At 50.2% G+C, this 23738-nt stretch carries 20 protein-coding genes and 1 riboswitch; of the genes, 15 read left to right on the top strand and 5 right to left on the bottom strand.

Features of this window, described 5'->3' with window-relative positions; genetic code table 11:
* The first annotated feature begins 82 nt into the window (after positions 1-82).
* Genes EKM91_RS05155 through EKM91_RS05140 form a run of 4 tightly spaced genes read left to right on the top strand, consistent with a single transcriptional unit; the run spans position 83 to position 4989 of the window.
* A complete protein-coding gene (locus EKM91_RS05155; protein ID WP_125750782.1) occupies positions 83-751 on the top strand; it encodes a tetratricopeptide repeat protein in 669 nt (222 codons plus the stop codon).
* The gene (recD2, locus tag EKM91_RS05150) at positions 744-3140 is read left to right on the top strand and encodes an SF1B family DNA helicase RecD2 (RefSeq protein ID WP_125750778.1); all 2397 of its coding nucleotides are present in this window, start codon (positions 744-746) and stop codon (positions 3138-3140) included. The genes EKM91_RS05155 and recD2 overlap by 8 nt, the downstream gene beginning before the upstream one ends.
* A 32-nt stretch (positions 3141-3172) precedes the next feature.
* Positions 3173-4387, top strand: a complete 1215-nt coding sequence (locus tag EKM91_RS05145) for a GNAT family N-acetyltransferase (protein ID WP_125750775.1) — start codon at positions 3173-3175, stop codon at positions 4385-4387.
* 56 nt (positions 4388-4443) lie between these two features.
* Complete coding sequence (locus tag EKM91_RS05140; protein WP_125750772.1) at positions 4444-4989, top strand: hypothetical protein; 546 nt, start codon at positions 4444-4446, stop codon at positions 4987-4989.
* A gap of 182 nt (positions 4990-5171) precedes the next feature.
* Here the strand turns inward: EKM91_RS05140 and EKM91_RS05135 are convergent, their stop codons facing one another.
* The 3 genes from EKM91_RS05135 to EKM91_RS05125 form a co-directional block, all read right to left on the bottom strand.
* Positions 5172-6119 carry a diacylglycerol/lipid kinase family protein gene (locus tag EKM91_RS05135; protein ID WP_125750771.1) on the bottom strand — a complete coding sequence of 316 codons (948 nt, stop codon included), beginning with the start codon at positions 6117-6119 and terminating at the stop codon, positions 5172-5174.
* Positions 6120-6319: 200 nt separating this feature from the next.
* Entirely contained in the window at positions 6320-8002 is a 1683-nt protein-coding gene (rnjA, locus tag EKM91_RS05130) for a ribonuclease J1 (RefSeq protein ID WP_125750768.1), read from the bottom strand.
* 5 nt (positions 8003-8007) lie between these two features.
* The gene (locus tag EKM91_RS05125; protein ID WP_125750765.1) at positions 8008-8220 is read right to left on the bottom strand and encodes a DNA-dependent RNA polymerase subunit epsilon; all 213 of its coding nucleotides are present in this window, start codon (positions 8218-8220) and stop codon (positions 8008-8010) included.
* Positions 8221-8404: 184 nt separating this feature from the next.
* On the opposite strand from EKM91_RS05125, the gene EKM91_RS05120 reads away from it, so the two are divergent.
* Entirely contained in the window at positions 8405-8842 is a 438-nt protein-coding gene (locus EKM91_RS05120; protein WP_125750761.1) for a hypothetical protein, read from the top strand.
* Between the two features lie 116 nt (positions 8843-8958).
* Complete coding sequence (locus EKM91_RS05115; protein WP_125750758.1) at positions 8959-10197, top strand: dicarboxylate/amino acid:cation symporter; 1239 nt, start codon at positions 8959-8961, stop codon at positions 10195-10197.
* A gap of 122 nt (positions 10198-10319) precedes the next feature.
* On the opposite strand, the gene def is transcribed toward EKM91_RS05115, so the two are convergent.
* Positions 10320-10874, bottom strand: a complete 555-nt coding sequence (gene def / locus EKM91_RS05110; protein WP_125750755.1) for a peptide deformylase — start codon at positions 10872-10874, stop codon at positions 10320-10322.
* Positions 10875-11004: 130 nt separating this feature from the next.
* Positions 11005-11167: riboswitch (M-box (ykoK) riboswitch) on the top strand.
* Positions 11168-11373: 206 nt separating this feature from the next.
* Here def and EKM91_RS05105 point away from each other — a divergent pair.
* The 9 genes from EKM91_RS05105 (at position 11374) to typA (ending at position 22022) form a co-directional block, all read left to right on the top strand.
* Positions 11374-12174: a hypothetical protein gene (locus tag EKM91_RS05105; RefSeq protein WP_125750752.1), complete on the top strand. Its 801-nt coding sequence runs from the start codon at positions 11374-11376 to the stop codon at positions 12172-12174.
* A gap of 494 nt (positions 12175-12668) precedes the next feature.
* Positions 12669-13775 (top strand): pyruvate dehydrogenase (acetyl-transferring) E1 component subunit alpha, encoded by a 1107-nt coding sequence (gene pdhA / locus EKM91_RS05100; RefSeq protein WP_125750749.1) that lies wholly within the window; start codon positions 12669-12671, stop codon positions 13773-13775.
* A 1-nt stretch (position 13776) separates the two neighbouring features.
* Positions 13777-14754 carry an alpha-ketoacid dehydrogenase subunit beta gene (locus tag EKM91_RS05095; RefSeq protein WP_125750745.1) on the top strand — a complete coding sequence of 326 codons (978 nt, stop codon included), beginning with the start codon at positions 13777-13779 and terminating at the stop codon, positions 14752-14754.
* A 69-nt stretch (positions 14755-14823) separates the two neighbouring features.
* On the top strand, positions 14824-16458 hold the full coding sequence (locus EKM91_RS05090) for a dihydrolipoyllysine-residue acetyltransferase (protein ID WP_125750742.1): 1635 nt from the start codon (positions 14824-14826) through the stop codon (positions 16456-16458).
* Positions 16459-16460: 2 nt separating this feature from the next.
* The gene (lpdA, locus tag EKM91_RS05085; RefSeq protein WP_125750739.1) at positions 16461-17864 is read left to right on the top strand and encodes a dihydrolipoyl dehydrogenase; all 1404 of its coding nucleotides are present in this window, start codon (positions 16461-16463) and stop codon (positions 17862-17864) included.
* A 170-nt stretch (positions 17865-18034) separates the two neighbouring features.
* Positions 18035-18916 (top strand): Rossmann-fold NAD(P)-binding domain-containing protein, encoded by an 882-nt coding sequence (locus EKM91_RS05080; RefSeq protein WP_125750736.1) that lies wholly within the window; start codon positions 18035-18037, stop codon positions 18914-18916.
* Positions 18913-19194 carry a UPF0223 family protein gene (locus tag EKM91_RS05075; RefSeq protein ID WP_125750733.1) on the top strand — a complete coding sequence of 94 codons (282 nt, stop codon included), beginning with the start codon at positions 18913-18915 and terminating at the stop codon, positions 19192-19194. The genes EKM91_RS05080 and EKM91_RS05075 overlap by 4 nt, the downstream gene beginning before the upstream one ends.
* Positions 19191-19967: an inositol monophosphatase family protein gene (locus EKM91_RS05070; RefSeq protein ID WP_125750730.1), complete on the top strand. Its 777-nt coding sequence runs from the start codon at positions 19191-19193 to the stop codon at positions 19965-19967. Before EKM91_RS05075 ends, EKM91_RS05070 begins: the two co-directional genes overlap by 4 nt.
* A 213-nt stretch (positions 19968-20180) precedes the next feature.
* Positions 20181-22022, top strand: coding sequence for a translational GTPase TypA (gene typA, locus EKM91_RS05065; protein ID WP_125750727.1), 1842 nt, complete (start codon positions 20181-20183; stop codon positions 22020-22022).
* Positions 22023-22227: 205 nt separating this feature from the next.
* Here the strand turns inward: typA and EKM91_RS05060 are convergent, their stop codons facing one another.
* On the bottom strand, positions 22228-23514 hold the full coding sequence (locus tag EKM91_RS05060; RefSeq protein WP_125750724.1) for an O-acetylhomoserine aminocarboxypropyltransferase/cysteine synthase family protein: 1287 nt from the start codon (positions 23512-23514) through the stop codon (positions 22228-22230).
* Between the last annotated feature and the right edge of the window lie 224 nt (positions 23515-23738).

The raw sequence follows: 23738 nt of genomic DNA, 5'->3' as shown, positions 1-23738 counted from the left end.
TGAATGTACAACTATGAAAGGAAAAATATAATCCTTTACTAGTGTCATTAGACATTCTTCCACATTTTATATAGCAGTCAACATGACGAAGCAGAATATGGTCACTGAGTTCAATCATGGCAAACATGATGAAGCCATTCACCAAGCGGTCAAAGCAATCGATGATAATCCCAAAGACCCTAAGCGTTATGCCACTTTAGCCACGATGCTGATCGCCATTAAGGCCTATGACGAAGCCACGCAGCTGTTGATGCAGGCGATCGGATTATTCCCCAATGATGCGGAATTAGTTTATAACTTTGGCTTATTACAGTTTGCGCAAGGCAATTGGCAACTGGCGGTGCAATATTTCAAGCAGCTGGTCAACCAGCATAATGCCATGGCAGCAGATGCCCAGTACATGGTGGCGTTAAGCTACCAACAAGCCCAACAACCGCAAAAAGCCTTGGCGTTTGCGTTGACCGCTTATGACGCGAATCCGGCGCGGTTGGATGCCAGTTTGCTATGTGCCGAATTGTTATTAGGCTTAGGCGCGTTTCAAGAAGCCGCTGCACGTTTGAAGCCGCAGTTGCGGACCCATAATGCCCAAGTGCTGTTCACTTACGGGATGGCACTTTCCGGTATGGGGCAAGATGGCAGTGCCTATTTGGATGAGGCCAAGCGCCGCGACCCGGCCGGTTATGATCAAAAAGCCGCTCAAGTGCGCGATATTGCCGGCTTTTTGAAGCAGCAAGGAGCCGCTGATGACTGACGAACCGCAAACCGTGTCTGGGCGGGTCAAAAGCATTTTTTTTCAAAACCCCAATAACTTCTTCAAGATCTTGTTGATCACGATCACTGCCACTAACATTACTTGGCCAGAAGCGGAAATCGTAGTGACAGGCTCCTTTGGGGATGTCAAAGAAGACGAGACTTATCGCTTCACCGGGCATGTGGTCAACCATCCCAAATATGGTCAGCAATTTGCCGCCGATAATTACCAAGTGGAAAAGCCCAGCTCAAAACAAGGCCTGATCGGCTATTTGAGTTCAGATAAGTTTCCTGGCATTGGGGCCAAAACTGCCACGAAAATTGTGGATCTGCTAGGCGTCACGGCGATCGATCAGCTCTTAAAAGACCCTAGCGTGTTGGCGCCGTTGAAACTCAAAGCCGATAAACAAGCGGTATTGATCGATAACCTCAAGGCCAACATGGGCATGGAGCAAGTGATCATCGGGCTGAATGATTATGGCTTCACCGCTAATATGGCGGCTAAGATCTATCAGCTATATGACACGGATGCCTTATCGATGATCGAAGAAAATCCTTATCGCTTGATCGCAGATGTTGAAGGCATTGGCTTTAAGCGCGCCGATGCGATCGCCGCTAAGATGCATATTGCCGCTGATGCGCCGATTCGTTTACAAGGCGCGGCGATGGAAGTCCTCAATGAAATGACTGAAGGCCAAGGTGACACTTATGTCCAGCTGGACGTCTTGTTAGACGGCACGATCGGTATGCTTGAAGGGGCGCGCAATCAAGAAATCACCCCGCAAAAAGTCGCGGATGCCATCGTGGCTTTAGCCAAAGCCGATCGGATCGTAGCGGAAAAACAGCATATTTTCCCCAAGAAGTTATACGATGCCGAGTTTGAAATTGCCAATCGCCTTAAACGGTTAGGCAGTGATCTTGAGATGCCTGCCGAGTCTGCCGTTAACAAAGCGATCAAAAAGGTGCAAAAAAGCGCCGGCATCACTTATGATGACACGCAAACCCATGCGATCGTCACTGCCATGCGTTCAGGGATCTTCTTGCTCACTGGCGGTCCTGGGACCGGTAAGACCACCGTCGTCAATGGGATCGTACGCACGTATGCACAGCTCAATGACTTGTCTTTGGATGTGAATACCTATCAGGACAAAGATAAGCCCTTCCCGATCATGTTAGCCGCGCCGACTGGACGGGCAGCCAAGCGCATGACTGAAACCACGAATCTGCCTGCCAGCACGATCCACCGCTTATTAGGTTTGGCTGTTGATAGCGATGATTATGAGCCTAAAGAACTTCCTGACGGCTTATTGATTGTTGACGAAATGTCAATGGTCGATACGTATTTGTTTCGCACGTTGTTGGCTGCTTTGCATCCCGGTATCCGCTTGATTCTCGTCGGGGACAAAGACCAGCTGCCCAGCGTTGGCCCAGGACAAGTGTTTGCCGATTTGCTAAGCAGTCACACCTTGCCTGCCCAAGAGCTGACGCATATTCACCGCCAAGATGCCCAAAGCTCGATCATTACTTTGGCGCATGCGATCAACGCCGGTCATTTGCCGCCGGATTGGCAAAAGCCGCAACCGGATCGCAGTTTCATTTTGTGCCCGCCCAATCAACTGGCGCAAGTCGTGGGCCAAGTGGTTGCTAAGGCCCAAGGCAAATTCAGTTTGGCGCAAATGCAAGTTTTGGCACCGATGTATCGCGGGGTCGCAGGGATCGATCAACTGAATAACTTGTTACAAGAGATCTTGAACCCGAAAAAAAGCGATCGCAGCAAAGAAGCCGAGTTTGGGGATAAACATTATCGGATCGGCGATAAAGTCTTGCAGTTGGTGAATAATCCGGAACAAAATGTTTTTAACGGTGAAATCGGCATTGTGACTGGGATCATTCCAGCTAAAGAAGCCGAGTCGAAGAACCCGGAGCTGGTCATCGATTTTGATGGCAATGAGCTGACTTATACTCGCTCGGATTTTAGCAAGTTTACCTTGGCTTATGCCACGTCGATCCATAAGGCGCAAGGCAGTGAGTTTGACTTGGTGATCTTACCGCTTACGTTGGGCAGTCGCCGCATGTTGCGGCGCAACTTATTGTATACAGCCGTGACCCGCGCCAGCCGGTCATTGGTCTTGTTAGGCGATCCGCGCGCTTTTGAGTATGCAGTGGAGAGTCTGGCAGACAATCGCAAAACGAGCTTAGTGGCGCGCTTGCAAACCGTGATGCCGGTGGTTGACAGCCCCGAAGCCGAACCGGATAATAAGCATACTGATACACCGCCAAAAGAATATGTCTTAACAGCAGAATTGATTGCCAGTCAAACCATCGATCCAATGATCGGCATGGGAACGACACGGCCGCAAGATTTTGCCCAGGCGCAAGCACCACAGTGAATTGACCCTACCAAAAGGAGTGAAAGTCGGCGATGGACGACAATATACGCAAAAACTTGACCATCAAGCCCGTGACGCTGGACTACTTGGAGCAGTTCAATGATCTTCTAGCCTATGTGTTTCAGGTCACCGCCAAAGAAGTCGAAGAATCCGGCTACGAAGAAGGCGAACTCGAACGCGCTAAACGCCCGGTTTTAGAAAAATCTGATGTGATCGGCTGGTTTCATGAGGATCAATTGATCTCACAATTGGCGATTTATCCGTGTGTCGTGAATCTACACGGTCGCCAAGTCAAGATGGGCGGCTTGACTGGAGTTGGGACCTATCCTGAATACGCCGGCCATGGGTTGATGCATGATCTGGTGCGCTTGGCGCTGCAGCATATGCGCGCGCACAAACAGTGGCTTTCTTATTTGTACCCATATAGTATTCCGTTTTACCGTAAAAAAGGCTGGGAGATCATGTCGGATCATTTGACCTTTGAAGTCAAAGACACGCAATTGCCTAAGCCAGTGGCAGTTGCAGGGCACGTCGAACGCTTAGAGATCGATGACCCGGATGTGATCGCGACGTATCAAACGTATGCCTTGCACAATCACGGGGCGATGATCCGCAACCAGTTGAATTGGGATGAATACTGGCGCTGGGAAAATGAAGAAGAGCGGATCGCCGGCGTGTATTATGATGCTGACGACCAGCCGCAAGGGTATGTTTTGTATTGGATCGCCCAAGAAGTCTTTCACATTAAGGAAATGGTTTATAATACCCAAGAAGCCCGTGTTGGCTTGTGGAATTTCGTCAGCGCCCATTTTTCCATGGTGGAATTGGTGCGCGGCAATATTTATAAAAATGAACCGTTGCATTTCCTGCTGGCAGACGGTGACATTAAGCAAACGATCCACCCATACTACATGGCACGGATCGTGGATGTGGCCGAGTTCTTACAAGAATATCCTTTTGCTGAAAGCGGCCAGCCGCTGCATTTTGTGGTGTCAGATCCGTTGGCAGAATGGAATAACCGCACCTTTGGGTTATGGTGGGACGAAAGTGGTCAAGTCAACGTCACCACGCGGCCAGTGGGCGAAGCAGTCACGTTAGACATCCAGACCTTGACGACCATGCTCATGAGCTATCGCCGGCCTTCTTATTTGGCGAAGATCGAACGGCTGCAGGCGTCCAAAGCGGCCTTGAAGGTGCTGGAAAACATTATCCCGATGGATGAGCCTTATTTTTCTGACTATTTCTAATGCCGCTGGCAGCGCCAGCGCTTGATTGCGGCACGCGCTTTTTAGGAGGCCTGGACATGACGATCGTGCATACGTTAGGACCAAAATCAACGGATAGTTATGCTGCTGCTGCCACATTGCCGGCGGAATACGAGATCCAACTGCATGACGATTTCGATACCTTGATCGCGCATTTGCAAGATTATGTTGGCGACACCTTGTTGCTGCCAGCAGCCTATCAAAGTCAGCAGCCGGATTTTGGTTGGCGCGAGTTGGCCTATCAGTATTGGCAGCAGTTGAAGCTCCGTTCGGTGTTTGCGTTGCCGTTAAAACCGATGTGTATTATTGAAAATCCCGCGTACCAGTTGGCAAAAGCGGTGGTCCATCCAGCCACGGAAAACTTATTGCGCAGTTATTTGGATGCCCATGATCTGCAGGTAGCCATAGGTTATGCCGGCAGCAAAGCCCAGGCGTATACCGATTTTGTCAGTACACAAGCGCGTTTTACCGTGGCGAGTGCCGGGACATTTGTGCCTGGGGCACAGTGCGTGATCCGGGCAACATATAAGCCGGAAATGGTTTGGTGCTTGTATCAAATCAGATCCCAAGCTAAAAGCAGCTGAGTGAACACTCAGCTGCTTTTTTGCGCGGATGTGCGTTCAAACAGGCCATCATCAAAACGTGACCAAGTCATGCCCATGACAAAAGCGCCTTGGGACCGCGATTCTAAAACCGAATCGTGCCCTCAAGGCGCTGTTTTATGGGCTAAAATCGCTTGGTGGCTCAGCCTGGTTTGGGGCTGGCCTTAAGTCAAATCGACCCAGAATTTTTGCTGTTCGACGCGGAAAGCTAATTCATAAGGTCGAGAGCCCATTTCTTCGCCATCCATTTGGCCGAACTCTAAAGATGACGTCTCCAATTCGATGCGCGCTGCTTCAAACACATGCACACGGCGATAGTGGGTGTGGCGGCCTAATAACAGTTGCAAGCAAAGAAAAAGAAAGTAGGGGGTGTTGAGGTGCTCGACGACGATCAAGTCTAATTTGCCATCGGTGGGCTTTGCTGATGGTAGGATCCGCACGCCGCCGCCAAAGTAGGGATGATTGGTGGTGGTGACCAAAAATGCTTGCGGGATGTAGGTGCGTTTGCCATTTACATAAACGGCGACTGGAAAAGGTTTGCGGGAGAAAAATACCGTCAAAACGCCGACCATATACGCTAGACTGCCAAGGTGCAGGCGATTCAAGACTTTTTTGAACCGGCTGCGATTGGTCGCTGCAACTGCGGCAGCGTCAAAGCCGACGCCCACATTATTGACGAAATAGCCGGTATCACCGCGCGTCTTCTCGGTGTAATGACCAATGTCGCGCACGATCGGTTGGCTCGCTTGTAAGACTTGCTCTAAGGCAACCATGGGGTCTTGTGACATCCCGATCCCACGGGCAAAATCGTTGCCTGAGCCGGCAGGAATATAGCCAACTGGCATTTGCGGATTTCGAGTTTGGCGCAATCCGGTGATGGCTTGGTTCAAGGTACCATCGCCGCCAATGACCAACATCACCGCGCCAGCTTGTTGGTTAAAGCTCCCGATCTGCTTGGCTAACTGGATCGCGTGACCAGAGTAGCGGGAGACCTTGATTTCATATTGGATCTTACGGTCATCTAAAACTTGTTTGATCTTCTTGAATACCTCGACTGCGGTACCCGAACCCGCAGCGGGGTTGAAGATGATGTAGAAGAACCCTGCCTGCATACGCGACCCCTTTCTAAAAAACACTAATACGATTATACCGGCAAGGTTTGCAGAAAACAATAAGGCGCAAGCCCGAAAACAAAAAAGAAAGTGGGCAATTACTTTTTTTGTGCTGGATTCACGGCGGGCAAAGGGGCTTTTGCATCAAAAAATAGCCTTGGCCCGCCTGTGGTTGCACAGGTGGGCCAAAGCTAAGTCCCTTATAACAAGATCAGCATCGGTAAGATCACGGGATGCCGTTCTGTTTTATCAAACAAGAAAGTTTGCAAGTTGCTGATGATCGCATCTTTAAGCATGCCTTCAGTCACTTTCTCATTTTGTTTAAAGGTATTCTTGATCGTGCGATAGACACGCCGTTGCGCTTGATTGATCAATTCGCCAGATTCACGCATGTAAATGAAGCCGCGAGAAAGTAAGTCGGGACCGGCAAGGACCGCTTGCTTTTGCATATTGATCGTCGCCACGACCACGACCAGACCTTCTTCAGATAAGGTGCGGCGGTCGCGGATCACGGCATTGCCGATATCGCCAATACCAGAGCCGTCAATATAAACGTCATTGGCGGGGAAATGTCCGGCGCGCCGGACAGAATCTGGGGTGAGAGCTAACACATCCCCATTTTCCATGATGAAGCAGTGATCTTCAGGAATGTGGCATTCTTGTGCCAGTTCCGTGTGGATCTTCAGCATCCGGTATTCGCCGTGGATCGGCATGAAATACTTTGGCTTCATTAAGCGCAACATCAACTTTTGTTCCTCTTGGCCGCCATGGCCAGAGGTGTGCACGTTGTTGACTTTACCATGGATCACTTCCGCGCCGGCTTCTTCCAGCTCGTTGATGACATGGTTGACGCTGGTGGTATTGCCAGGGATTGGGTTGGACGAGAAGATCACCGTGTCGCCAGGTTGAATCGAGATCTGACGGTGAGTGCCATTGGCGATGCGTGACAATGCCGCCATCGGTTCGCCTTGCGAGCCGGTACACAAAATCATCACTTCGCCGGCCGGCAGTTTGTGCAACTCATGAGCGTCGACTAAAACGTCATCTGGAATATCCAAATAGCCAAGCTCACGGCCATTGACCATTGCGGTTTCCATCGAACGGCCAAAGACTGCGATCTTACGGCCATGATCCATGGCGGCTTGGGCGGCTTGGGCGATCCGGCTGATGTTGGACGCAAAGGTGGCAAAAATGATCCGGCCTTCGATCCCGTCGAAAATGTGGCGGATCGAATGGCCAACAAACCGCTCAGACTTGGTGAAGTTAGGGATCTCGGCATTCGTCGAGTCACTCATCAACAACAACACGCCTTCTTCACCTAAGCGGGCCATCTTTTGCAAGTTAGGTGCCGGTTGATCACCAACTGGCGTTAAGTCGAACTTGTAATCCCCGGTTTCGACGATCACGCCTTGTGGGGTATGCACGGCCACGCCTAAAGTATCCGGGATACTGTGGGTGGTGCGGAAGAAGTCGACCCAGACTTTGCCAAACTTCAAAACTGAGTCTTCTTTGAGCTCTTCAAGTTTTGTTGAGCGCAACAAACCATGTTCTTCCAGCTTGCCGCGAATCAACGCCGCGGCTAATGGCGGCGCAAAAACAGGCACGTTTGGCACTTGCTTTAAGAAGTAAGGAATTCCCCCAATATGATCTTCATGCCCGTGAGTGATCACTAAGGCTTTGATCTTGTCCTGGTTTTGGACGAGGTAGGAATAATCGGAAATGACATAGTCGATCCCAAGCAGATCATCTTCTGGGAATTTGATCCCCGCGTCAATGACGATGATCTCATCTTGGAATTGGACCCCATACATGTTTTTCCCGATCTCACCTAAACCACCGATCGCAAAAACGGCGGTTTCGTTATTTTTAACATTGAGTTTCATTTAGTTTAAAACTCCGTTAACTTGAAATCTGGGGATTGCTTCTCGTAATCCAAGAAGTTGCCGCTTAATTCTTGCACGAACTCGATGTTGTATGGGGTGTTAGCTTCCACCAAGGCACGTGCTTCGATTGCGGATGGCGCTTCAAGATAAAGCGTCTGCGTGGTTTCCCGGCGAGGGTTGACCACCTTGTCTTTTTGATACAATACTTTGTAGATCATAATGAACTCCTTTCGAATACGCAAAAATCGCCCCTGATGAAGGGGTGAACTTGCATTTGCCGGTCATTTGTTGATGATTTCAACAGTTATTAACAGTTTAGCATAAACCCGTCGGCGACGCTATAAGACGCGCAGGGATGCAATAAGGTATAATAGAAGGTAAACAAACCAAGGAGGGCACGCCATGCTGTGGTGGGTGATAGGCATCGCAATCGTTGTGATCGGGCTGATAGTGATTTTTTGGTGGCGCTTGGCACGCCGCAAGCGCGCCATGAAGGTGTTGATGCGGCGCAATCAACACCTATGTGATCAAGTGGTGGCCCAAGTGTTACATGATTTACGGTGGCAATATCCGGATCCGTTGCGTTCACAGCCGGTTGCCGATGTTTGGGGTCATGGTATCATGGCGTTTGCATATGCTTTGCCAACCGCGCAGCCGCCAGTGAGTCAAGCCGCTTTTGCCACCGCGTTGAAAGCTGTACCGGCGATCCCGCAAACAGAGGCGCTGGCCAGGTTAGTGATCACAGATTGGTGGACGCGGGATGCCTTGACCCATATCGATATTGCGTATGTGACTAATGCCGCGACCCGAGAATATGTTGAAGACGTGCGTCGGGTGTAGACCCGACTTTTTTTGTGCTCATTTTTGCTGAAATCTCGCAGCGGTGCTTGTGTCCCAGTACAGAAGCGGGTAAGATTAACTAACGATTAAATTTTTAGTAGTGAGGTTAATGTCAGGTGAAAATTCTACGCAATTATCGCGATACCTTCCTTTTATTGGGCGGGGTCGTCATCGGCGGGGTCGTTGGGGCCGTCGTGGGTGAAAAGGCCATTGTCTTGCAGCCGTTTGGTGAACTTTTCTTGAATTTGATGTATATGCTGCTGATCCCGTTGATCTTTTTTTCCATTGCCAGTGCGATCGGGCAAATGGGTAATAAGGCGCGGCTAGGGCGGATCTTAGCCAGCACAGTGGGCGTCTTTTTGTTTACCGCATTAGTGGCCACCGTGATCGGCTACATCGGTGTGCGGTTGTTTCCACTGATTCAAAGCGGCGATTTGCCAAAATTAAAGGCCATGATGGGCGGGGTGAAAGGGCAAAATAGTCATATTCCGGTGCTGCAGCAACTCGTTGAGTTGTTTACCGTCGATGACTTTAGCAAGCTGCTATCGAAATCACATATGTTAGCGACCATCGTCTTTTCGTTATTGATCGGTATTGCCACCAGTGCCAGCGGCCAACATGGCGAAGCGTTTCGGCAGTTTCTTGGGGCCGGCAATGCCGTAGTGCTCAAAGCCGTGCATTATGTGATGTTGTACGCGCCGTTTGGCTTGGCGTGCTATTTTGCCGGCGTCGTCGGAACGTTAGGCAGCCAGATCGTTGGCGGTTATTTGCGCAGTTTTCTCTTATATCTTGGCCTCACATTGGTTTACTTCTTTGGGGTCATGACCTTGTATGCTTGGTTAGCCAATGGCCGTTCTGGGGTGCGCGCTTATTGGCGCCATGTCAGCATTCCGGCGATCACAGCCATTGCCACCAGCTCCAGTGCGGCATGTATCCCAGTGAATCTGCAAGCGGCTAAGGCGATCGGCCTGGCGCCGGATATCGTTGACACAGTGATCCCTTTAGGGGCCAACATCCACAAAGATGGTTCAGCGATCGGCGGTGTCTTTAAGGTCTCGTTTTTGTTCCTATTGTTTGGCCATGACATCACCAGCTGGTCCAGTATCTTGGCCATCATTGCCGGCGGCTTTTTCGTGGGTGCGGTGATGGGCGCGGTGCCGGTAGGCGGGATGATCGCTGAGACTTTGATCGTGACCATGTTTGGCTATCCGACTGATGCGATCCCGCTGCTGATCGTGATCTCAACGATCATCGATGTACCAGCGACTTTGTTGAACTCGACTGGCAATATTGCCAGTTCAATGATGGTGGCACGATTGGTGGAAGGACGCCACCAGCGCACCCTTGATCAGTAATAAGCGCTTTGTTAGGGTCGTACGCAAATGAAAACTGGATCGTGGGCGGCGCAGCCATTGCTGGTTGTGCCGTTTTTTGGGTCAAAAAAATACGCCTATCTAAGTAGGCGCAGGTGGTACATTTAGTCGATCAAAACGGCATTAGGGTCCATGTGGAACGGTTCTTTTTCGTTGATATGATCATAAAACAAGATGCCATTCAAGTGATCGATTTCATGTTGGCAAACGATCGCTGGATAATTCTTTAAACGGACTTTTTTGGTTTCTCCGTCTAGGTTTTGATAGCGGATGGTAATGCGATCATGGCGCACCACATAACCGGGGACGTCTTTGTCGACGCTTAAGCAGCCTTCACCTTCAGATAAGGCTGCGTCTTGCACGCTGTGGCTGATGATCACAGGATTGATCAGCACTTCTTTGAACAAGATCTCGTTTTCCGGCCCAGGTACTAAGACGGCGGCCATGGCTTCGCCTACGCCAACTTGCGGGGCGGCTAAGCCGACGCCAGGACGCAAATGGTATTTTTTGTTGGCTTCTTCATCTTGGCTGATCACAAGATATTCCATCATATCATGTGCTAATTGCTTGTCGGCTGCTGATAGTGGAAATTGCACCTGATCAGCAGTACGGCGCAAAACCGGCTCGCCGTCGCGAGTAATATCTTTCATTAAATACACGGCTATTCCTCCATACATACTTGCTGTAGTCTACTTTACCACAAGCCGACAAGCGCGACTAGACTGCAAAGTAAGCTCATGCCTTGACACGTTAGCAGGAACCTGATACAGTGAGGTTGAATCAAAATATGGTGCTTTCCGTTAGGTGAGGCTCCTATACGAACAATGCTGCTGCTCAGAAACATCCAGAGATGCCAATGAGTCAACTGCGCTTGTCTACAAAGGCTTGTGCTAACGTAGCTGAAGGTTACTTCTAGGCGTATAGTGCTAAAACTAAACGATTGGGATGCAAAGATCGCGCATACCCTTTCGGTGTGCGCTTTTTTATTGATCCGCACGACGGTGAGTGAATGAAAGGTGGTGAGCACATGAAACAAACAGCGATTGATGGCGGTAGTCCCGACAATGCAGATCCCGGAAGGTTTGTCATTGTGCCACCATTTGATTTAATCAGTCAATAGGCGCATCGCAAGCCTCTCTGGGAAGAGAGGAGTTGTTGATGTTGATGCAAGTAAACAGCGGGTTGACCCGCTATGAAGTCCAAAAAGCAAAGCTGGCATTGCCAGAGGCTTTGCCGATGAAAAAGCCGCATTTGGCCATCGCACCAGCGCTCTTAGTGGCGTTGGGCGGGGCCTGCTTGCTGGATGCAAGCGCAGGGATGCAAGCGGCAGTTGTCGTTTTGATGGTGTTAGGGAGTTTGTTAGTGGGGGCGCACCTCTGCGTACAGCGGGTGTTGAGTCGTTTTGACAATGACCGCACAGAAGTTTTGGTGATTCGTGAAGGGCTGATCCGCCCGCGATTGGTGCGCGACCTTGTCCCAGGCGACACTTTGTGGTTAGCTGCTGGCAGCATCGTACCAGTGGATGTGGCCTTACCGGCTGATCAAGCCGTTTTAAAGGGGCCGTTAGCTTGGCTGTTGCGTGGGTTGCACATTGCCTTGCCTCATGATCAGGTGATCGCCGGCAGCCAAATCCTGAGCGAAACCCAAACCACAGTGCTGGCAACCGGCGCCAAGCGTTTTGCCCTCGTTCATCTTGGCGCTGCTTTGACGACTAACCCGGGGATCGGATGCTTGTCAGGCGTGATCGCATTGATCACTGCTTGCAAGTTCCAGTTACGGGTAGGACAAGCACGCTTTGGCTTACACTTGACCCAGATCACGCAGCTTGTGACGCGGCAGGTCGTGGCTTGGATCGATACGTTTAATGCCCACATGACCCTGGTTGGCCATTTGCAACACCACGCGAAACAAGTGGCGTTTCAATACAACCAGGACCCAGTCTCGTGGCGCTTGATATGAATTTTGCAGGAAAGACTCGCGATGCGGGTCTTTTTTTTGTATGAAAATTTGAATGTGCTTTGTAACATTTTTCAGCCATAAAATTTGCCTCAAAAGGGGGCTTTTCGCTATGCTGGAAGAAAGCATAGTGAGACAAGGGTGTCTGGATACTGGCAGCTGTTATAGTAACAGCTACGCAGCTGTGAAACGTACCACATGTTAAACCGGAAATACAAAGGCGGGATCATCAAATTGTTAACCCAAAAGTTTGTGAATGTACCACGAGTTTGTGAAATTGAAAGCGTTGTAACTGTTTATGAATGTGCTTATTCCTGTACAGACATTTTCCGTGAATCTGTTCACGGTTGTTAAACCGGCAAAAATCAGTAGGAAACCGGTGCCCTAAAACGCTTGCACGTCTTTTCTCCATGTGTTAAGGTTTAAGCGTAGGAATGATTAGTAATACAGTTTCCACTATAGATTGCAACAGATAACAATGAAAAGGGGTTCTGAATATGGCAAAGCATCCTGCAGTTGACTTTGATCAATTGTTGAAAAACCAAGCCGCAGATTTCTCAACGGTACAAATTTTGGATGAAGTCGGTAAGGTCGTTAACCCGGATATTTTACCGGATCTTTCCGACGAACAACTGGTGGAATTGATGTCGCAAATGGTGTGGTCACGCGTCCTTGACCAACGGGCGACCGCATTGAACCGCCAAGGCCGCTTGGGCTTTTGGGCACCGACTTCTGGTGAAGAAGCGTCTCAATTAGCGTCTAATTATGCAATGAAGAAAAGCGACTGGATCTTGCCAGGTTATCGTGACATTCCGGAATTGATCCAACATGGTTTGTCGATTGCCAAAGCATTCCTGTGGTCTCGTGGACATGTGGTCGGGAATGAATATCCAGAAGATTTTCATGCCTTGCCGCCACAGATCATCATTGGTGCACAGTACGTGCAAACTGCTGGCGTGGCGTTAGGTTTGAAGAAAAATGCGGCGGATGAAGTCGCTTATACCTACACCGGTGATGGCGGTACGTCTCAGGGTGATTTTTACGAAGGCGTGAACTTTGCCGGAGCCTTTAAAGCACCAGCTATTTTCGTGGTCCAAAATAACGGTTATGCGATTTCAGTACCGCGGGCAAAACAAACTGCTGCCGCTACTTTGGCGCAAAAAGCCGTGGCAATGGGTGTTCCAGGGATCCAAGTGGATGGGATGGACGCCTTAGCCGTTTATGAAGTCATGAAAGAAGCCCGGGAATTCGTTGCTGCCGGCAATGGCCCAGTGCTGATTGAAACTTTGACCTATCGGTATGGTCCGCATACGTTGTCTGGGGATGATCCGACCCGGTATCGTTCCAAAGAAACCGATGATTTGTGGCAACACCGTGATCCGTTGATCCGGATGCGTAATTACTTGACTGAAAAAGGTTTGTGGAGTCAAGAACAAGAAGATGCGTTGATCGAAAAGACCAAAGCCGACATCAAAGCTGCGATCAGTGAAGCTGATCAAGCGCCTAAGCAAACGGTTTCGCGCTTCTTGAAAGATACGTATGAAGAAGCACCGCAAAACGTTGCTGAACAACTCGCACAATACCAAGCAAAGGAGTCGAACTAATATGGCACAAAAAACGATGATTCAAGCGATTACCAATGCGCTTGACTTAGAATTGGCTGCTGATCCGAAGACACTGGTATTTGGCGAAGATGTGGGTAAAAACGGCGGCGTCTTCCGTGCTACCGATGGCTTGCAAGCCAAGCATGGTGAAGATCGCGTTTTTGATACGCCTTTAGCCGAGTCTGGGATCGGTGGCTTGTCCATTGGTTTAGCCTTGACTGGCTGGCGGCCAATTCCGGAAATCCAATTTTATGGGTTCATTTTTGAAGTCATGGATTCAATTGGCGGGCAAATGTCACGGATGCGCTATCGCATGGGTGACACGCGCAGTATGCCGATCACGATCCGGGCACCCTTTGGCGGTGGTGTGCACACGCCGGAAATGCATTCTGATAACTTTGAAGGTCTCGTGGCCCAATTTCCTGGGATGCGCGTCGTCGTACCAAGCAATCCATATGATGCCAAAGGCCTCTTGATCGCTTCAATTCGCAGCAATGATCCAGTGCTGTTTTTGGAACACATGAAGCTGTACCGTTCTTTCCGCGAAGAAGTGCCTGATGACGCTTATACGGTGCCGTTAGACAAAGCAGCCGTGACTAAAGAAGGGACAGATGTGTCGATTATTACCTATGGTGCAATGGTCCGTGAAGCGAAAAAAGCCGCCGATGCATTGGCCAAAGATAATATCAACGCTGAGATCATTGATTTACGGACGGTGGCACCATTAGATGTGGAGACCATCATTGCTTCTGTTAAAAAGACCCACCGGGCAGTCGTCGTTCAAGAAGCCCAACGGATGGGCGGTGTCGCTGCCAGTGTGATCGCTGAGATCTCTGAGCGTGCGATTTTGTCCTTGGAAGCGCCAATTGGTCGGGTAGCGGCACCAGATACGCCATTCCCATTTGGCCAGGCAGAAAGTGCCTGGTTGCCTAACGCCAAGGATATTGAAGATAAAGTCCGGGAAACGGTCAATTTCTGATCGGTTAGGATAGCGGGATCACCGCTTGTTGGATCGATGGAAAGCTACTATATATAAAGGGGTGCCAAGATGGCTTATGAATTCAAACTCCCTGATATCGGGGAAGGCATTGCTGAGGGGGAAATCGTTAAATGGCATGTTGCCGTTGGCGATGAAGTCAAAGAAGACGATACTCTCTTAGAAGTTCAAAATGATAAATCTGTTGAAGAGATCCCATCACCGGTTACTGGTAAGGTGCTGAAGATCTTAGTCCAAGAAGGCGAAGTCGCCACTGTCGGGCAAGCATTGGTCCAAATCGATGATGGTTCCGGTGCCGCTAGCCCAGACGCCGCACCAGCAGCTGCTGCTTCAGCGGCCGCAGCGCCAGCACCAGCAGCAGCGCCAGCCGGCGGTGTGTATCAATTCAAAATGCCAGAACTGGGCGAAGGCCTAGCTGAAGGCGAAATCGTTAAATGGCACGTTGCGCCTGGCGATGAAGTCAAAGAAGACGACACGCTGGTCGAAGTCCAAAGCGATAAGTCTGTCGAAGAGATTCCATCACCTGTCACCGGCAAAGTGCTCAAGGTATTGATCCCAGAAGGGGAAACGGCCACTGTTGGTGATGTGATGGTTGAAATGGATGCGCCTGGCCATAACGATGCAGCCGCTGCCCCAGCTGCAACGGCACCGGATGCACCTGCGGCTGCTGCGGCTGTCCAACCGGCTCCTGCTGCCACTGGTGTACCAGCGGTTAGTGATCCTAATCGCGAGATCCTAGCGATGCCATCAGTGCGGCAATACGCGCGGGATAACGGCATCGATATTTCTCAAGTGCCTGGTACTGGCAATCGGGGCCGCATCACTAAAGCAGACGTTGATGCATTCAAGAACGGTGGTGCCCAAGCGGCGCCTGCCCCAGCGGCAACACCAGCAGCAACTGCGCCTGCCGCAGCTGCTGCTCCGGCAGCTAAGCCTGCTGCACCAGCAGTGAAGCCATATGTGCCTGATGCAGATGTTGCTGAACTTGAAACTCGTGAAAAGATGACGCCAACACGCAAGGCGATCGCCAAGGCGATGTTGGCTTCTAAGGCCAATAGCCCACACGTTACGAGCTTTGATGAAGTTGAAGTTTCTAAGCTCATGGTGCACCGCAAGAAGTACAAGGCCTATGCTGCCGATAAGGGTATCAAGTTGACCTTCTTACCGTATATTGTTAAAGCGTTAGTCACCGTATTGCGTGACTTCCCGGCTTTGAATGCGTCAATCGATAACAGTACTGATGAAATCGTTTATAAGCATTACTTCAACGTTGGGATCGCCACAGACACCGATCATGGTTTGTATGTGCCTGTGATTAAGAATGCCGATAGTAAATCAGTCTTTGCGATCGCTAAAGAAATCTCAGAAAATGCCCAAAAGGCTTATGACGGTAAGTTAAAGGCCAAGGAAATGTCTGGCGGTTCAATGACGATTTCTAACGTTGGTTCGATTGGCGGCGGTTGGTTCACACCAGTGATCAATCAGCCTGAAGTCGCGATCTTAGGGGTCGGTAAAATTGCCAAAGAACCTTATGTCAACGAAGATGGCGAAATCGTCGTTGGGAGCATGTTGAAGCTTTCGATGAGTTATGACCATCGTTTGATCGATGGTGCAATGGCTCAGCGGGCATTGAATGAACTGAAGACACTGCTGGCAGATCCAGATCTGCTGTTGATGGAGGGATAAGGATGGTTGTTGGTGATTTTGCAATTGATTTAGATACCGTTGTGATCGGGGCCGGCCCTGGTGGCTATGTGGCGGCGATCCGTGCGGCACAAATGGGCCAAAAGGTCACTGTGATCGAAAATACCTTCATTGGTGGCGTTTGCCTGAACGTTGGCTGTATCCCGTCAAAGGCATTGATCAACGCGGGACATGCCTTCCAAGAAGCACAAGGCGGTTCGGTCTTTGGGGTTGAAAGCAAAGGCGCTACTTTGAACTGGGCCAAGACGCAAGACTGGAAACAGCATAAAGTCGTTGAGCGCTTAACTGGCGGTGTGGGGATGTTGTTCAAGAAGCACAAGATCGACGTCGTTTGGGGCACTGCCTTTTTGAAGGATGATCATTCACTGCGGGTCATGCAAAAAGACTCCGCGCAGACTTATACGTTCAAAAACCTGATTTTGGCGACTGGCAGTCATCCAATCGAAATCAAAGGTTTCAAGTTTGGCAAGCGGATCGTTGATTCGACTGGCGGGTTATCCTTGCCAGAAGTCCCGAAGGAATTTGTCGTCATTGGCGGCGGTTATGTCGGGTCTGAGCTTGCCAGTGCCTATGCGAACTTAGGTGCGCATGTGACAATTCTGGAAGGTACGGATTCGATCCTGCCGAATTTTGAAAAAGATATGGTCAAGTTAGTCACCAATTCCTTCAAGCAGCGCGGCGTTGATGTGATCACCGGTGCGATGGCAAAAGAAGCGGTTGAATCCGATCACGGGGTCAAGGTCACTTATGCCGTTGACAACGCTGAAAAGACGATCGATGCTGATTATGTGATGGTCACTGTCGGTCGGCGCCCCAACACCGCTGACATGGGCTTGGATATCGTTGGGATCGAAACGACTGATCGCGGTTTGATCAAAGTGGATAACCAAGGCCGTACCAGTGTGCCGAATATCTACGCGATCGGCGATATCGTCCCTGGGGCAGCTTTAGCACACAAAGCCAGTTATGAAGGCAAGGTGGCTGCAGAAGCGATTTCTGGTAAGGCTGCGGCAGTTGATTATAAAGCAATGCCTGCGGTTTGCTTCACTGATCCAGAATTGGCGACTGTCGGGTTGACGCAAAAAGAAGCTAAGGCTCAAGGCATCGATGCTAAAGCGGCGAAGTTCCCATTTGCCGCCAATGGCCGGGCAATTTCGTTGGATCAAACGGATGGGTTTGTTCGCTTAGTGACCAACCCTGAAGGCACTGTCATCGGTGCGCAAGTTGCTGGCCCTGGCGCTTCTGATTTGATCTCTGAGTTAAGCGTTGCGGTGGAATCCGGCCTCAATGCTGAAGACTTGGCTTTGACGATCCATCCACATCCAACTTTGGGTGAAGCCATCATGGATGACGCTGAACTTGCATTGGGAATGCCAGTCAACATTTGATCTTAGCTTTCAAACCGAAGTTCTTTGACAAAGGCGTGCGCACAGTCGCACGCCTTTGTTGTGCTTTTTGCAGGCAAAATAATAGTGGTCGCAATTTAACGGTTAAAAGACGATTTTTTGAATTTGTTTAAAAGTTTGCTAAACTTAAGGTAGAGACTTGGAGGTAGGGTATGCAAAAAATCGTGGTATGCGGGCAAAGCCGAGCGACCGTCGCGATCACCGCGCATTTGTTGCGGCAATCGCAACGGTTTGAGGTGGCCTTGGCAGCACTAGACCTTGAAGCGTTAGAAATGGCGAGCTTGGCCGTTTTAAGTACGTTAGGGGCGAATCAATTTGCTAAGGCAACGAGCAAGACCCTGGGTGAAGCAGATATCTTAGTGATTACCGATTACGGCAGCTATGGGGCCAATGACTGGCGCGAACAAATGCTGGCACAAATGCGCAAGGTGATCAGTAATGCAATGGCAGCAGGATTTCAAGGCAAGATCTTAGTCGCCGCGCATGAAGATGGGCTGATGACTTATTTTGCGCAACGCTTTTCCGGCTTAGCCAAAACAGTCGTATTCGGCCTCGGGACGATGGGGTTAACAAGCTGCTTTGAAAAAACGGTCGCCACCGCCTTGTCTGTGCCGCGGGCTGCGGTGACGGCATATGTCGTTGGCGGCTTGATGACGCCGGTATATGTTTGGAGTCGCGCGTATGTCGCAGCGACGCCGTTGTTAAGTTTGCTACAGCCAGAAGCAGGTCAAGCGCATCCGTTATTGTCAGCGGTACCGCAAGCGTGTGCGGCTTTTGCCGCTGCTGATGCCGCCATGTTATGGCCGCCGCTGGTCGTTCGAGTCCTTGCGGCGCTTGCAGGCGAAGTGCTGTTGGCGCCGTTGACTGTGATCACGGCGCGTGGGACATATGCGACACCGATGTTGGCAGATGCTGACGGCGTACGGCCTTTAGCGGATTTAACGGGTGCTGAAGCCGAAGAAGCGGCCCTGGAAACGCTTTTGGCTGATCAAGCCGCAGTGATCACTGCGATTGAAAAAGGAGAACCGGCATGAAACCTAATTATCAATACCCATTAGAGCTGGATTGGACAACCGACGAGATGATCAAGGTCACGACGTTTTATCAGCTGGTTGAAGACGCGTATGAGCATGGTGTGGATCGCGACAATCTGTTAGCCGCTTATCGCGGGTTCAAGACGGTGGTACCGGATCAAGCAACCGAAAAAACCTTAGGGCGCGAATTTGAAACCGTCAGCGGGTATTCTTTATATACGGTGGTGAAAGCTGCTCGGTCAGGAAGCCAAAAAAAAATTAAGGTGCGCTTATCATGACGGTGGCAATCGCGACTTTACATGAACAAGTCAGTGCGTGGCTAAAAGCGAGTCGGCAGCGGATATACCGCGAGCTGCAAGCACCCTTGACGGTAGCGACCAAGTCTGGGCGCACGGACTTGGTGACGAATGTTGACCGCGCCAATCAGCGCTTTTTGATCAGTCAGATCCACGCGGCATACCCCCAAGCGCATATCGAAGGCGAAGAAGGGCGTCAAGCCAAACTGGATCGATTAGCGGGGCTCGTGTTTTTTGTGGATCCGATTGACGGGACGATGAATTTTGTCAAACAACGCGCTAATTTTGCCGTCATGATCGGGGTGTATATTGATGGTGCGCCGCTTTATGGGGCTATCTTAGATGTTGCCCGCGATGAATTGATCACCGGCGGCCCCAATTGGCCGTTGCAGTTGAATGATCGGCCATTGCCAACGCCGGCTGATCTTGCGTTGGCAGATGGCTTGATCGGCGTCAATGGGCATATGCTGATCCGTAACGGGGTACATGTCGCAGATGTGGCTTTAAAAAGTGCTGGACCAAGGTTGATCGGCAGTGCAGGCATGGAATTTATTGCCGTGGCGCTAGGTCAGCAAGTCGGTTATGTCTCTTATTTACAGCCATGGGATGTGGCGCCGGGCTTGGCGATTGGGGCGAATTTTGGGCTTCAAGTGACGCGCCCAGATGCTTCGGCGATCGACTTGCTTGAACCTGGCATCGTCGTCGCCGCTATGCCCAAGGCTCATGCTGAGATCATTGATTTGATGCAGGGTTAAAATACTTTTCTGAAAATCAAGACAGCGCGCCTGAGTTATGTTATAATTTCAAATCGGATACTGTGTCGCCTGCGACACGATTTTTTTATGAGCTTAGACTGAAGATCGGTGCGCAAATGCGCGAGGACATCGCAGGCCATGCCCATAATGCCGTTTTTCGTAACAGTTCATTGATTTATACAACTTGTACCAGCCTGAAAGGAAGTAGAACACGTGAAGACACGCGACGATATTCGGAACATTGCGATTATTGCCCACGTTGACCATGGTAAAACCACTTTGGTCAACGAGATGCTGAAGCAATCAGACACCTTGGATGAGCATATTAACCTGCAAGACCGCGCTATGGACACCAATGCGATCGAAAAAGAACGCGGGATCACCATCCTATCGAAGAACACGGCCGTTAAATACGGTGACACCACGATCAACATCGTGGATACCCCAGGACACGCGGACTTCGGTGGCGAAGTAGAACGGATCATGAAAATGGTCGATGGTGTGTTATTGGTCGTTGATGCATTTGAAGGCACCATGCCTCAGACCCGCTTCGTTTTAAAGAAAGCTTTGGAACAGCACTTGACCCCGATCGTCGTGATCAACAAGATCGACCGTCCCGGTGCACGTCCTGCCGAAGTCGTTGACGAAGTCCTAGAATTATTTATCGACTTAGGGGCTGAAGAAGATCAACTTGAATTCCCGATCGTATACGCATCAGCAATCAACGGAACCTCGAGCTATTCAGATGATCCAGCTGATCAAGAACACACGATGGTACCGTTATTCGATACGATCTTGAAGACGATCCCAGCGCCAGAAGATACTTCTGATGAACCTTTGCAGTTCCAAGTCTCAATGCTTGACTACAATGATTATGTTGGACGGATTGGTATCGGCCGCGTGTTCCGCGGCACGATCTCAGTTGGCGATAATGTCACTGTGTTGAAGCTTGACGGCTCCAAGAAGAACTTCCGGGTCACCAAGATCTTTGGTTTCTTTGGTCTTAAGCGGATCGAAGTTAAGAGTGCCAAGTCTGGTGATTTGATCGCCGTATCTGGGATGGAAGATATTTACGTCGGCGAAACCGTCGCCGATGCTGATCATCCAGAAGCCTTGCCGGTTTTGCGGATCGATCCGCCGACATTACAAATGATGTTTTTACAAAATGATTCGCCATTTGCCGGTCGCGAAGGTGATAAAGTGACTGCGCGTAAGTTGGAAGATTATTTACGCAGCAAGCTGCAAACAGATGTTTCTTTGCGTGTTGAAGATACTGACCAAGCGGGTGCTTGGATGGTTTCTGGCCGTGGGGAATTGCATTTGTCCATCTTGGTCGAAGAAATGCGGCGGGCCGGATTTGAATTACAATTAGGCCGTCCTGAAGTGATTTATCGCGAAATCGATGGCAAGCTTTGCGAACCATTTGAAGAAGTGCAAATCGATACCCCAGAACAATATACTGGGACGATCATCGACGCCATGGCACAACGCAAAGGCGAAATGCAGAACATGGAAAACGAAGGCAATGGCCAGACCCGTTTGACGTTCTTAGCGCCTTCGCGCGGGTTGATCGGTTATTCGACTGAGTTCTTGAGTTCTACTGGTGGTTACGGGATCATGAACCACACCTTTGAGAAGTATTTACCAGTCGTTAAAAACTGGGAACCTGGCCGGACTTCCGGCGCCTTGGTTTCTATCAATGCGGGCCAAGCAACGACTTATTCGCTGCAGTCGATCGAAGATCGGGGACAGCTTTTCATTGATGCTGGGACCGAAGTTTACGAAGGCATGATCGTGGGTCAAAACTCCCGGGAAATGGATATCGCCGTTAACGCGACGAAAGGGAAGAACCTGACCAACACCCGTGCTTCTGGTAAAGATCACGCTGCCGCCATCAAGACACCAAAACACTTGTCTTTGGAAGAATCTATTGAATTCTTGAATGAAGACGAATTGTGTGAAGTAACGCCTGAATCAGTGCGGTTGCGTAAGAAGATCTTGAACACCAACGAACGCCAAAAAGCGGACAAGAAAAAGAAGAAGACGACAAACTAAACCTTCTTGCTCGTGCTAAAAAACAGCCTTGTTGTGCTCCTCGGTTTGAGGCGGCGGCAAGGCTGTTTTTTGCATTTGCATGCGCTTGAACGCCCCTGATTGGCGCTGTCAGTCGGCAAATGAATCGTGATCGACACCACAAAAAAAGCTTCTGCTGCTCGTTTGCAGAAGCTTTTTTGAATGGATAAAGCTGGAAAATACAATGTTAGTCGACGTATGTGAGGGCGTGGGTCAAATCGGCGATCAAATCATCGACGTTTTCGATGCCGACAGACAACCGGATCAAATCCGGGGTGATCCCGGCAGTTTTGAGCTGCTCATCGTTAAGTTGCGCATGCGTCGTTGAGGCAGGGTGAATGATCAATGACTTGGCATCGCCGACGTTTGCCAGCAACGAGAAGAGTTCCAAATGGTTGATCAACGTGATCGCCCCTTCACGACCAGCTTTCAAGCCAAAGGTGAAGATCGACCCCGTGCCATTAGGGAAGTACTTGGCTGCCAGATCCGCATATTTAGAGCCCTTAGCTTCTGGGTAGGAGACCCAAGCGACCTTGGGATTGTCCTCTAAGAACTTGACGATTTTGCGGGTGTTGGCAACGTGACGTTCGACCCGCAGGCTTAACGTTTCGAGGCCTTGAATGAAATACCAGGCGGATTGTGGTGATAAAGTGGCCCCGGTATCGCGCAGATGTTCGGCACGGATCTTGGTAGTAAAGGCGGCAGGGCTTAATTCACCCCAGACAATGCCGTTATAAGATGGCGTCGGGGTCGTGAAGCCGGGATATTTGCCGCTGGCTTGGTAATCAAATTGGCCATTTTCCACTACCAAGCCGCCTAGAGTTGCCCCATGCCCGCCGATAAACTTTGTGGCAGAGTGGACTACGATATCGACGCCATGTTCTAAGGGGCGCACCAGATAAGGCGTGGCAAACGTGGAGTCAACGATGCTTAAGATCCCGTGTTTATGCGCAATTGCAGAGACTGCTTCAAAGTCGACAATATTGATTGCAGGGTTGCCTAAGGATTCAAAGAACACGGCTTTGGTGTTGTCTTGAATGGCATCTTCGAAGTTTTGCGGATCATCTGGATCAACGAAGGTGGTTTCGATCCCTAACTTTTTGAAGGTTTCAGAAAACAACTCGTATGTGCCGCCGTAAATAGTGGAAGCAGAAACGATATGGTCCCCTGCACCGGCAATGTTCAAAATCGCCGCGGTCACCGCAGCGGCGCCTGAAGCCAAGGAAATTGCGCTTGTCCCGCCTTCTAAAGCGGCAATGCGTGTTTCAAGCACTGCATTAGTGGGGTTGGTCAAGCGACCATAGATGTTGCCTGCATCGCGCAAAGCGAAGCGGTCGGCAGCTTGTTTGGCATCTTTAAAGACGAAACTGGCAGTTTGATAGATCGGCGTGACCCGTGCACCAGTTGCTGGATCTGGTGCTTCTTGACCAGCGTGGAGTTGCAAGGTTTCGAAATGGTAGTCGTTTTTTGTCATGTTCATTACCTCTGTTTAAGTTGACGTGTGCAAATTATTGGAGTGGGGGAGCAGGCATGGCCAATGCCTGACACAGGAATAAAAAAAATCCCGGGATCTTCAATTGAAGACCCCGGGACGACATGTCGTGTTACCACCCGTGTTTTGATCGTTATCGCTACCGACCACTCATCAAGTACGCGAGACCACACTTGTCTCGGATACTCTAGCGCTTTAACGGGCGC

This window comes from Lacticaseibacillus baoqingensis (assembly GCF_003946165.1).
In the GTDB taxonomy this organism is placed as follows: Bacteria; Bacillota; Bacilli; order Lactobacillales; family Lactobacillaceae; genus Lacticaseibacillus; species Lacticaseibacillus baoqingensis.
This window is presented reverse-complemented; position numbering and strand designations above follow the sequence as displayed.